This window comes from Candidatus Hydrogenedentota bacterium, from assembly GCA_012523015.1.
In the GTDB taxonomy this organism is placed as follows: Bacteria; Hydrogenedentota; Hydrogenedentia; order Hydrogenedentales; family CAITNO01; genus JAAYBJ01.
Window position 1 is genome coordinate 1 of sequence record JAAYJI010000059.1, and the last position, 12,928, is coordinate 12,928.

At 50.0% G+C, this 12,928-nt stretch carries 7 protein-coding genes and 1 tRNA gene; 1 reads left to right on the plus strand and 7 read right to left on the minus strand.

The genetic code is table 11. The features are described 5' to 3' along the window. Positions 1-44 precede the first annotated feature (44 nt). The 3 genes from hisF to glgA all read right to left on the minus strand — a co-directional run bounded on the left by hisF (position 45) and on the right by glgA (position 2,926). The gene (gene hisF, locus GX117_02495) at positions 45-788 is read right to left on the minus strand and encodes an imidazole glycerol phosphate synthase subunit HisF (protein NLO32218.1); all 744 of its coding nucleotides are present in this window, start codon (positions 786-788) and stop codon (positions 45-47) included. Positions 789-963: 175 nt separating this feature from the next. Beyond that, positions 964-1,455: a tRNA (adenosine(37)-N6)-threonylcarbamoyltransferase complex ATPase subunit type 1 TsaE gene (gene tsaE, locus GX117_02500; GenBank protein NLO32219.1), complete on the minus strand. Its 492-nt coding sequence runs from the start codon at positions 1,453-1,455 to the stop codon at positions 964-966. After that, a complete protein-coding gene (glgA, locus tag GX117_02505) occupies positions 1,442-2,926 on the minus strand; it encodes a glycogen synthase GlgA (protein ID NLO32220.1) in 1,485 nt (494 codons plus the stop codon). The genes tsaE and glgA overlap by 14 nt, the downstream gene beginning before the upstream one ends. Positions 2,927-3,252: 326 nt before the next feature. Here glgA and GX117_02510 point away from each other — a divergent pair, with 326 nt between their 5' ends. Next, complete coding sequence (locus tag GX117_02510; protein NLO32221.1) at positions 3,253-4,575, plus strand: twin-arginine translocation signal domain-containing protein; 1,323 nt, start codon at positions 3,253-3,255, stop codon at positions 4,573-4,575. Positions 4,576-4,737: 162 nt separating this feature from the next. Here the strand turns inward: GX117_02510 and GX117_02515 are convergent. The 4 genes from GX117_02515 to GX117_02530 form a co-directional block, all read right to left on the minus strand. Further along, positions 4,738-4,814 (minus strand) — tRNA-Arg (locus GX117_02515). A gap of 270 nt (positions 4,815-5,084) precedes the next feature. Next, positions 5,085-9,332, minus strand: a complete 4,248-nt coding sequence (locus tag GX117_02520; protein ID NLO32222.1) for a VWA domain-containing protein — start codon at positions 9,330-9,332, stop codon at positions 5,085-5,087. Positions 9,333-9,375: 43 nt separating this feature from the next. Continuing rightward, positions 9,376-12,627, minus strand: a complete 3,252-nt coding sequence (locus GX117_02525; protein NLO32223.1) for a VWA domain-containing protein — start codon at positions 12,625-12,627, stop codon at positions 9,376-9,378. A gap of 41 nt (positions 12,628-12,668) precedes the next feature. Then, positions 12,669-12,928, minus strand: a 260-nt coding sequence (locus GX117_02530) for a hypothetical protein (GenBank protein ID NLO32224.1), incomplete at its 5' end; no start/stop codon positions are given.

Consider the following 12,928-nt stretch of genomic DNA (forward strand, 5'->3'; position numbering starts at 1 on the left):
CTATACCTGTGTGCTCTTCCCTCTTTGCATCGAAGAGCACGATATCAGACTAAAACAGGGACACCCCGTTCTTGGAGATAGTGTTTCAGTTCAGGAATATCTATTGTATGAAAATGAAAGACGGAAGCGGCGAGCAAAACCGCAGCGCCCGCTTCTGCCGCCTCGAAGAAATGTTCCATAGTACCGGCGCCTCCGGAGGCGATAACTTCGGCGGACACCGCTTCAACCAAGGCGCGTATCAAGGGCAAATCATAACCGGCACGGGTACCATCCCCCGCTTTACTGGTAGGCAGCACACAGCTTACCCCCCATTCTTCAATTTGTTTTGCCCATGTGATGGCATCGGTTCCGGTTGCCGTCCGTCCGCCATCAACATAAAGTTCATAACCGGAGGGGAAAGCAGGATTACGGTCAACATCGATAGCGATGGTGATCTGATCGGTTCGCAGTTCGCGCATCAGGTCGGGGATCAGCCTTCTGTTTTTAAAAGCGGCACTGCTGATCGATATCTTGTCTGCTCCCGCTTCTAAAACGGCCACCGCATCGACCACCGAGGCGATCCCGCCGCCCACAGAGAAAGGCACAGTAACCACTTCTGCAACACGCCGCACAATATCCAGCATGGTGACCCGTCCTTCCACGGTGGCGGTAATATCGAGCAATGCCAATTCATCGGCTCCCGCTTCACAATAAGCGCGGGCACATTGAACCGGATCCCCTGCGTCTTTAATATCGACGAAATGGATGCCTTTCACGACGCGTCCATTTTTCATATCAAGGCAAGGCATTATTCGTACGGCTTTATGAAACAAGGGAAAGACTCCTTTTATGTGAGGAAGTTTTTTTATGTTGTTGGAATTGTACTCTTTTTAAGGAAGTATTAAAAATTTACTGTTTTTATCGAAGCATAGATTGGAATTGAGCGAGATGCAAGGACAGCGCGCTTATGGGCAGGTACTTTAATTAAGGCGCGCCTAATCCCTCAGCCTGTCGATCTTGTACCCATGCTTCCCATAGCCCTTGATCAATACAGTAATTTACAAAGCGGAGCCGTCGCTTATCACCACCGCCATGTTCGAGAAAAACATCCAGCCGTTTGGAAGGCAACAGAGCCCGGACACGATCCGCCCATTCAATGACACAGATGCCGGAGCCTTCCACGAAATCTTCATAGCCTAAATGCAGCAATTCTTCTGCTTCGCACAAACGGTATACGTCCAAATGATAGACTGTTTTTTCGGGAACGCCGTATTCGTTCACCAACGTAAAAGTAGGGCTGTGAACGGAAGCATCTCCATAAAAATGACGGACAATGCCGCGGGTCAAACAGGTTTTTCCGGAAGCCAATTCGCCGTATAGCGCGACCACGGTTCCCGGACTTAGATAAGGCGCAATGCTCTCCCCCAGTGCTTCCGTTTCTTCTTCACTCGTGGTGATGCAATCAAAATGAGGCATAGCGGTGACTCTGCTTCAAAATTGTATGGTAGAGATCAATGTATTTTTTGGAGGATTGGTTCCAAGAATAATTCGCAACCATAGCATTATGACGTAACTGCGCCAATAATTCTTTGTTCTCATAGACCTGCACGGCATCCCGAATTGAACGCCACAGCGCTTGCCATGTAAAGGCTGTAAAAGAGAATCCGGTTGCTCCGTGAACGCCTCCTGTAAGAGGTCGATAGGGCGTTACCGTGTCGGCAAGTCCGCCCGTGCGCCGAACAACAGGAAGCGTGCCATAAGCCAGGGAATAGAGCTGGGTCAACCCGCAGGGTTCATATCGTGAGGGCATCAACAAGAAGTCAGAGCCTGCTTGAACAGCGTGGGCACGGGGAATATCAAAGCCGAGATAAACGGCAATCTGATTTGGATATCGGGCGGCGGCCTCATTCATTTTCGCTTCCAAGGCAGGATCCCCTGTGCCCAACACAACAAGCTGTAAGCCCAGTTGCGCCAATTCATCAAGAGCATCGGAGATTAAATCCATTCCCTTTTGCCAGTGTAAACGACTGATGACTCCAAAGAGGGGCGCGTTGCTTCTCGGCAACCTGAACATATCTTGAAGCGCGGTTTTGCACAGTTTCTTGCCGCCCATAGTATTGCTGTCAAAGGGTGAAGCAATATGAGGGTCCGTGGCAGGATTCCACAAACCATAGTCTACACCATTCAATATGCCGTGAAGATCGTCGCGCCGCGAGCCGAGCACACCGTGTAATCCGGAACCATATTCTACAGTCTGTATTTCGCGGGCATAGCGCGGGCTTACCGTGCTGATGGCGTTGGCAAATAGCAACGCGCCCTTCATCAAATTCATATCGCCTTCGTACTCTAGATATTCCGGAGTAAAAAGAGCGGGATCAAGTCCGGTTCGTGGAAACAGATTTGCACTGTACCGGCCCTGATACGCTAAATTATGAACGGTAAAGAGGCTTGCCATTCCTTGGTAAAAAGGGTCTGCGGCAAGCTGTGTTTTAAGGAGGATCGGCACCGGAGCCGTATGCCAGTCATTGCAATGGATCACATGCGGCCGCCATCCGGTAGATTTGATTCCATCAAGAACAGCTTGACAAAAAAAGCAATAGCGTTCTGCGTTGTCGTCATATTCATAAGCGCCCGAACCGTAAATCGTGTCCCTGCCAAAATAGCCTTCATGCTCAATCAGGTATAAAGGAATCTGGGTTCCCGGAACGCGCCCGGTTCGAAAAGCACCATAAACAGCTTTGCCTTCAATCTGAGCGCGGCACAGCTGCGACGTTGTACCACGATATTCTTTAGGGATCTGCGCATAGCAAGGCATGGCAAGCCGTATGTCAACACCTTGCTCCTGTAAGGCGGGCGGTAACGCTGCTGCTACTTCCGCCAATCCGCCGGTACTTACCAAGGGGCTCAACTCAGAAGTAAGATATAAGATACGTAAAGGATCTTTCAATGGGCCTGTTCCTTCCTTAATTATGAAGCAGTATTTTATCATAGCTCCCCATAGAAGCTGTATCGCGGAGCGTGTTTCTGGGCTAAGGGGCGTGCGACATTAATCGGAACTCAACTTCCACAAACTGATACCGTCCCGTCGTTCAGCAGCTGTCTTATAAGAAAATCTCAGATTCCGAAGGCTTATGACTTTCTATTATTATTGCACGAATCCCCGCCTGACTTGAAGTGTCCTTAAAAAGGATAGTAGAATCAATCTTATAATAAGGGAGTTTATTTATACGGTTGTCATAGAAACCTTAAACCTTATCCATAGGAGAGTCGATCATGGAATCCAGAGACAAGAGTACCGGTACCTCCCGCCGCAACTTTCTAAAAAATACGGGAGCATTGGGGGCAGGTTTATACCTCGGCGGTCTTGCCAAATCTGCCGTTGCTGCCGGTGAGACACTAGCCATAAACGGCGGTGCCAAAGCAGTGACCCACGTAGCGAAGGATCCGACCCGTTGGCCGATCTACGGTGAAGAAGAGATTGCTCAGGTCTCCGCATTACTCCTGAACCCGAGCTATACGCCCGTGGCTGAATTCGAAGAAGCATGGCAAGCCTTCTTCGATTGTCCCCTGGTGAAAGCGCATTTTAACGGAACCAGCGCGCTGACTTCCATGCTCTTTGCCACGGACTTTCCCGAAGGCAGCGAAATCCTTGTGCCGGACTATAGCACGTGGTTCCCCGTCGTTCCCATGCGCTTCTTCGGATTGGTCCCTGTCTTTGTCGACGTGAATCCCAATACTATGAATCTGGATGTGGAAGACTGCAAAAAACATTTGACCGCAAAAACAAAAGCGATTCTCCCCGTCCACTGGTTTGGGCTGCCTTGCGACATGGACGATATTTGCGCCTTTGCCGATGAACACGGCTTGTCTGTCCTTGAAGATGCGAGCCATGCCCATGGCGCAAAGGGCAACGGAAAACTAGTGGGCAACTGGGGTCGTATGGCAGGTTTCAGCCTGCAAGGCTCCAAACCGCTGCCCGCGATTGAAGGCGGCATGGCGATGTATAAGGATCGGGGCGATTACGAGCGCGCCGTCACTTACGGCAACTATGATCTTCCGAACAGCTTCCCGGAAGACAGTCCCTATCGCAAATATCAAGGAACCGCCTTTGGTTCTAAATTGCGCATCCATCCCGTTGCCGCCATTTTGGGCCGTCTCCAGCTGGCGCAGCTGGTCGATCGTAATACAGCGGGTATCGCGCAAATGGCGAGGCTTAACGAGCGTCTCAGCCAGCTTCCCGGTCTGTCACCACAATATGTACGCCCCGGAATTGACCGCGTTTACTACTCGAAAAATATGTTTTTCATTGATGAAGCCAAAGCCGGTTTCAGCCGAGAAAAGGCGATAGCCGCGTTGCAGGCTGAAGGCGTCGATGTAACCGCTTTCACCTGGACCTTGCTTCACACCTATCCCGTGATGAGCGAGTCGAAATACTGGCGTCATATGCCGGTGCTGCCCGATGCCGTTCCCGGATGTGACCAAGCCAACCGTCAGGCGATCCAATTGCCCTATTGGACTTCTGACCAGCCCGAATTGGTGGAACAATATGCCGCCGCTTTCGAAAAAGTATGGGCAAACAAGAATAAACTTGCCTGATCTTTTGCTTAACCTTTAACAGACTTTGATAAATCGCGTCTCTCAGATATTACGTGTGGGAGGCGCGATTCTTTTTTCAGTAAAGCCTTTGAGCGGCACTGTTCTGTTCAGGAGACAACGCTGCCTTTGAAAAAGGCTAATGGGGAGGGGGAAGAAAAGAAATGGCGCGCCCAGCAGGATTCGAACCTGCGGCCTCTTGCTCCGGAGGCAAGCGCTCTATCCAGCTGAGCTATGGGCGCCCCTTTTGAGTACACTAGTTTATCACAAATAAGCGGGTGGGTTCGAACCACGGAAGAGTCTTTCATCCCCCTGTCACTCTTCGCTTTGCTCAAAATGATAGGGAAGGCTAGACAGCGCGTGTAAGGCAACGCCTCGAAGACAAAACATCCACGGGCGCAATCAATCACGCCCCTGCACAGGAAAGCTTTGTGCGCCGCACGCCATCCGATCCGTGCCGTTGCTGCACAATGCTTTCCATCACACACGCGTGATCAGCAGTTGCGGCAGAATCACTGAACCTGATAACGGAGATAATAGGGACCGTAGCTAAATTCGTAGGGTAAAGTCCCGTAATGAACCTCAATTTTAAATTTAACGCTGTAGGAGCCGGGCGCTACTTTCAACCCCCCGTCCGTGTCAAAGATATCAGGAATCACATAGGCTGTATTAGCATCGTATAGACTATAGAAAGGCAGATTCAAAGGTTCCGCCTCATTATATTCAATGGCAACTTTTCCGGGCAGCGTTCCGGGAAGAAAATCAGATTCATCTTGGACAGTCCAATACAATTGGGCGAAGGTTGGTCGATGTTCTCCGCCTATGTTTTCAATCATGACTTCAAGAAGGCTGTCTTCATCCACAGTACCAAGATCAAAGATACTGGACTCCTGCGTTTCTCCCTTCGAAGAAAAAGTGAAACGGGCATAAGGAAATGAAAAGGCAGCTGAAGGTTCATAGCCAATATCAATGGCGGCAGGGGCAGTGAAATATTTTCCGTCAGGCGTGCCGTTGTATGTGGGATCGGTGATTTCTAAGAGCAGCGACATCGGTTCCTTAATCCCATTGATGTAGATAGTACCGAGATTTCCATAGTCACCATAAGCAAGGGGTCGTCTGGAACCGGAAGACTCAAGAACAATGATATCCTTTGATCTACGCATATTCCAATCGGCAACCAATCCTCCCTGCTCGCTAGGAGTCGTTTCAAATGTCCAAGCCTGACCTTCAGAAGCGGTCAGTTTGAAGCTTAAACGGCTTAGATTGCGGGGCGCATAATCCATGTACACTTGAACAGCGGCGGTCCCGTCGGCAGCAATACCTTGGGTCTTCATGCCGATTTGTCCGAGCTTAACATCATTGGCCAGGAACAAGCCCGGAATATTATCATAGATAAGGGTTTCTTCCACAGAGGGTTTGACCGCCTCCACCTTCAATCTGGTTTGAACCTGAACGCTTCCTTCTTCATTAAGTGTCACATAGGATAGCGTAACATGAGCGCCTAGATCGCCCGGGATGGAAGGAAGATCGGCATTATCAGGGTTGGGCCGACACCTGTCGAGCAAACCATCTTTGGATGGAATATTCAAAGGCAGTCCATTTTCGTCTACCACGCCGGGAACCTTCTTATGCTGCGCGGCGTAGTAGTGTCCTCCACTTTCCGTACTTATTTGGATCAATGGATTGGCTAAGACCTCGCGTCCCCAGCCGATCGAAAAGGATCGTACCCGCAGATTTTGAAGGTACTGTGCTGTTGTGGATACGTCACCCGGCGGTGTCGTGGTACGTCCGTCGGAAACGAGCACTAAAATACGGTTTGCCACAGCATCAAAATCAAGCAAATAAGGATCCATCATCGCCAGTGCCGTCGCGCCGGCATTGATGGCTGGAAAGAGCGGTGTTGCACCATGATCATCTACGTGCAACTTATCTAAACGATACTGCAGAATATTTTTGTCTGTGGTAAAGGCCCCATAATGATCAGGGGATAGATAGCCCGCAGGCGCGTCGCGTAATATGCGGATTACCGCCCCGTCAATCGATCGGCGTTCGTTAAATACCGCCAAAGCCACCTGATAATGGTCGGGGAAGCTTTCTATCATCTCACCGATTGTTTCTTTATATAAGGCTTCAAGGGGAGACCGTGATCCCGGAACCAATTGTCCATCATCGACAAGCACTTGCGCCGCTTTCGCCATACTGGCAGAAAAATCCAAGAGAATCATCACGGTGAAACTCATTGTTTCGTCTTTTTTGATGAAGATATTGGTTTCCGTCATTTCGAGGGGAGCGCCATTTTCAAGAATTTCGGCGCTGATCGTGTTCAAGGGATAGAGGGTAGCGTCATCGTTAGGATTGTCCATGAAACTTGGGAACACACGTTGCCGTATATCGCGAAGCAATAAATTGCTGCGTATAAGCGACGGTACACGCACACGGGGAGCGGCGCATTCAATCGTCAATTCGGCAATATCTACATTGAGCGCCACTTCAACGGGTTTCACGGGATAGGCATTGTCAGGCACATTTTCCGCGCTAATGATGAGTTTTCCGGAAGCGCCGGTGCCGCTGATGCGTTCACGGTCAATGGCAACACTCACGAATTGCCAATCTTTTATTTCTCCGCCCCGTCCGATACTCTTGCCGCGGGCAGGCTCCACATAGATCCAGTCCGGCTGGTTGGCAGTGACGACGAAATCAAGGGGATATCCGGCATCACCGGTATTAGCAACTTCAAAATAAATGGTAGATAAATCTCTGCCGAAATCCAAGGTGCTCGGTCTGGTTCCAATAGAAATCGTGTAGGGATCCCGTATCTGCGTTTCCACATAGCTTAAGGTCTGTGTCGGATCATTCGATTTGATCGGTATACGATAGGAACCGCCATCCCGGTTCAATTGGCTGCGATCTGCTTTTACCGTCACCGTGCTCTGACGCCCGGGAGCAAGACTACCTTGCATGGGATTAATCGACACAATCCATCCCGGTAACGCAGCAGCATCAATTTCCCAAGCCAGATCAGATTTACCTTCGTTCGCTATTACAAAACTTTCGCTGTCTTCACCAATATCAATCATAATAAAGGGTATATTGGCATTATCGACGCCATCGCCGCTAATAATAATTTTCGGGAATAACTGTTGCGCTGCACGGACCAAGATTTCGACGGGCGCTGTTCCTTCTACACCGGATGGCGTAATAATCAGGTTATGTTCAAAAGACACCTGTTCCGGATCTTTGGAACGGTCAACGCTAAGCTGAACTCTTTGAACTTGAGTCCCTTCAACAGAACCTTGCAGGGGCTCTATGGTCAACCAAGACGGCAAGGTGCGGGCATTAATAGACCAGCGTAAGGGGTTTGGTCCGTCGTTCCAAAGAGAAATATTCTTGAGCTCATCAAAGGAACCGAAATTCAGGACTCTGGGTTCCGCTTCCAAGGCATCCGGCACAGGGTCGCGCAGACGGTTTACGGAGACCCTGACCGATTGGCTTAGTGTACCGGCGTTAAAGAGGATCGTTTCAGATAATTTCCCGGGGTTGTATGCGGTAACATGGGCAGTAAGACCGACGGTGAGTTCTTCGCCGGCGTCAAGGGCACCCGAACTGGGCACGACAGCTAACCAATCGGCCGTATCGGGCAGCACAGCATTCCATGTAAGAGGCCCATCCCCTTCATTGATAAGCGTAAGTGTCGCCACCGCCTGATCCTGCGTATCGCCGAGATTAATGCTATGAGGTGTTACAAGGAAAAGAAGGGCTTCAGGCACTTCCATGGTTACGGGCACACTTAGCGTGAAGTTCGTCTCCTTATAAGAAACTTTTACAACACCTTCATAGCGTCCGGGGGCCAATCCTGTTGGATCGGCATAGACCTGAAGTTCAAAAGGTGTATTTTGATTGACAGTAATGGCGTGAGCATTTACATCTAACCACGGGAAATCCGCATTGGTGAGAACAGAGAGAGAATAGCTCGTTTCCAGATCTGTCCGCACTATAAGTTTTTTGGTAGTTGGTTGGGTTAATACGCCAAATTCTAAGACCTTTGGCGCAAGCGTAAAGGCTTGGGCAGCGGCTGTCACGTGCAATCTTTTGCTGCCGCCGTTTGAATTAAAGATAATTGTCGCCTCATAGGGTTCCGCGGCGGGGTACAAGAGCGCCCGGTTTATGTGCACGCGGACTTCATCTTTACCGCCTCTTTCCAAGCTTCCTGAATTCGGACTTAGGCTTAACCAGTCGATCTCTTCTTGTACTACAGCCTCCCATTCCAAGTCGTCGTCGCCTGTATTCTGTACTTCTACGACTTTTTCCGCTTCGTTATTCGCGAATTCCAGTATTTCCGGCTCCACAGAAATAACAGGACCTAACACTTTATTGACAGCAACAGGGATCATGATTATCCCATTATTGGTTTCAAGTATTATTTCCGTGGAAAAGGAATCCGTATCGTTTGGAAGCAACGCAGATACCAAATGAACCCGGAGCAGGTCGACTGTATCTGTAGCGCCGCTGATCTCATCCCGATAGGTACTGTCCTGAAAGGAGAGCAATAACCAAGGCTCAGACGTTGTCGCGGTCCATTTTAATATTCCGCTACCCGTGTTGGTAATACTGATCCGTTCCATAGGCTTGGATTCATTTAGGGAGATAACAGCGGGCTGAACCAAAGGCCTCGGGTTAGTTAATAGAGGGCATCCTGTTAATACCATGACCGCCATAGCGATAGTAAGTAGCGGCGCAACGCGCCCGGCCATCCATTTCATACCACACATCCTTTCGCACGGAGATAGAGGTCAAATTAATATATTAAATTTCTACAAAGATTGGAATGGTCGTTGCCTCAAACAAATCTGTGGTAATGCGAAGGTCTAATCTGTAGCTTCCTGAGGACAATCCCGACGTATCAAGTGACAACTGAAGCGCTATTTTGTCTCCGGGTAATAGCACTGTATTTTTGAGCGATTCAATATTGAAGACCGCGTCCGTAGCGGCTAAGAGCCACGAAAACTTATTGGGGCTCAATTCTCCGCTTGATGACGAGATAACAATATCTTTAATCGTAAATCGGCCCCATCTGTTGTTCATCAAGGTGAGCGGCTGTTTTTTCGAACCGGATTTAACAAAGCGAATTGTTTCCGGCTCTGTGATTTTTCCCGGAAGTTTGTCATCATCAGGGAAGGGATCGTTAAAGTCGGGAATCGTATCGCCGTCTCTGTCCCAAATCCCACCTTTTTGTTCGGGGTCTATATCGGGGTTAGCGAGGTCTAAGACCGTTAACGCGGGCGCGGCAAAATCAAAAAGTCCTTCAGCAATAAGTAAGGGTCGATTCGGATTTTTCGGACCGGAAGGATACAAGAAGTAAACGGTCGTTGAAGGCTGGTTCGGCGTAGCGGGATTGTAATAAATGCTATTATCCCCACGCATATCCAGATAAAATTCCGGTTCTATCCCCATTTCTGTTGCTTTGTCGAAGAAGGGTTGCAGATTAGTAAATTCGATTCGAAGCAAGTTGCCGAAAGCACCATAGGCTAAGGGGTATTGATCGGAGGTTAACAAGGTATACACACCGTCACCCTCAGCAACAAGGCGCCAGTCCGGCTTTCCGTCAGATGATGATAGGAGCAAACCTTGCGGTGCAAGCGCGACGGTCATCTCATGCAAATCAAAGGCTTCTGCCAGCTCTTCGGGCGCATCGTACGGCAATAGCGGCATGAAACGAAGACGGAAACTATTGACTCCTCGAGGCACATAGTCAGCACGCACAAATACTTCGGCGCTGTAGGTCTCGCCAAGGGTCGCTGCCGCGTTATTAAAGTTGATACCTGATGTCTCCATGGAGAGTTGACCGGCGCGAACGTCGCCCATATAAAAGACACCGTCCTCTTCAAAGTAATTGCTGATTTCGCTGCCGTCGGGTTGCGCGTGGAAGGCGCGGATACTATACTTGCCTGCACGCTGCAACGGCGTTACATAGGACAGGACGATCTGATTTTGCAGCTCACCCCAGATAATTCCCGGCGCGTCAAAGAGGTCAACAGCAAGTCTGTTTGTACTGACGCCATCGTCTCCCACTGAGTAGGAAAGGTGAATGCTCCCCACTCCTCGTGTTGAAGTAACCTCCAAGACAGCGTGTCCTTCACCCAAGGGTGTCTCTAAGAATTCAGGATCTACGTTGATGGTAACTAAAAGATTATCTTCGGGCATGAGCGTGCCGGAAGCGGGCGTGATTGATTTAATCCAAGGCGCATCTGCCGGTATTGCAATATCCCAGGTCAATTTACTCTGACCGGCGTTTTCAATTTCAAAACGAATCTCTCGATCATGAGCAGTCAGTTGCTGTTTTACGGGCGTCAACACCAAGCCCTCACGATTGCCCAAAAGGGCTATCAAATCTTCGGGCGTATTGGCGTTATAGAAATGTCCGCCAGAATCGTTGGCTAAGGTGAGGACATCACCAAAATTGACCGGGGAGCCTACATTATAGACCAAGGGATAGAGGCGTACCCGATTGTCCCGTGCATAGCTAAGGATTTCGGAAGCCTTTCCGGTAGACGAGTTGTCGATACCATCGGTAACAAATAATACGGCGCGTATGTCAGCTTCATCAAAGGGCAAGGTATCTTCCGCATCCTGAGCGACGGTCCGTTTCATAGCGTCTTCCACGGCATTCCAAATATCCGAGGTGCCATGAAGGGACGCGGGAACCTCAAAATCAAACAAGGCCGTTTTCAAGGCTTCTCTGTCGGACGAGAAAGGATAGATCAAACGGTTCGCTGATTGTCGGTCGTAGTGGCACATGAGGGCAACACGCCACGTTGGCGGTAAATCGTCCAAGAATTGCGCCGTTGCCTGACGCAGCTCTTTCAACACCTCGCCCGGCTTCTTGGGATTTCGGCTCGATTCCGTGCCGGCATAGTACATACTGCCCGAGTAATCCAAAAGAAGAACGATATTCGCCGTGAGGGATTCGGGGCCGGTGATCTGCATGGTGGTTTCATTTAAATCCAGCGGCACCTCGTCCTCAAAGATTTCAAAACGAAGCCGTGCCCGATCTTCTACACTTTGCGTTGGGATAACTTGTCCCAAGGTATCCCGCAATAAGAATACAAAACGCATGAGAAAAGGCGGTCTGCCTCGGTTGATTGCGCCTTCAATCGTCATGGGCGGACGCTCAACACGAAGTTCAATTTTCCAAGGCTCCACACCGGCAATCGCTTCCGTTCCGTCCTTATTCCACGCCTCAATATACAGATCGCGATATTCCACATCCTCGGTCATAGCAGCACGATCAACAGTGACCAAAACAGATGCAGCATCTACCATGTCATTACTGCCGGGCAGGAAAAATACATTCCCGGGACGGGTGTTCGTATTTCCGGACAAGGGCGCAACCTCTTTGATAAGGGGTCTGTCCACATCCAGGTCATCATGCACAATTTTAAAGAAGAGGTCTGAATCACGCGGGCCCGCATTGAGGACATAAAATTCTTTTTGAATCTCCGTAAGCCCGAAATCTAAAAAGTGCACAGGATTGGATTCAGGGCGCGACAAGTTCGGATTCGGGGGATCAGATGCCATAATCTCGGGTAAAGCCCGTGCTTCCAAGCGAAGCGGCACCGTGATATCTTCATTGTAAGCAGTTAAATGCATCACCAACTCATAATTGCCCGCGCCCGGTATGGCGGCACCCGGATTCACGACCTGCACTTCTACTTCTTCGGAAGCGCCGGCAATCAAGAGACCTGCCGACGGCGTGACGGCAATAACCGGCCCGACCTCGGTATCCGATTCTTCTAAAGCAACAGCGCTAATCGTCCAGCTCAGATTTTCTGTGCCCGTATTGCGCAACGTCAACAAAGAAGCAGATTGAGCAAGATCCAAGTGCCCGCTGCCCGAAGGAGGACGGCTGAAAAATAGGGTCAACTGCTGCGGGCTTACATCGAGGTTGGCGGAGGTGTATCCGAAGCGGAATAGAACCACCGCCTCATGTCCTGGAATTTCCGGACTCGAAATCAATAATCCGAAATCTTCTCTGGGCTCTGTCCAGGAAACTTCCACAGAGACGCTGCTGTTGCCAGACAAGCTGCCGGTGTCGGGTGTTAATACCAAGCATCGGGCAGCTGATCCCCGCTGTTGGCGGGATCCTTTCCATCGAAATAGCGGGCTTCCCAGTGAAGGGTTATTTCGCTGGTGTTTCTGATTTCAAAGGACGCGGAACGGCGGTTAGAGTCCAATTGTATTACTGCAGGTTCCACGATAAGGAGCGAAGCCGCCTCCACAGAGATAGGCACAATGCGCTCCCCCCCCGGCGCTGTGATACGTGCGGCGAAAAAACGGTAAACGCCGGGAAGCATTTCCA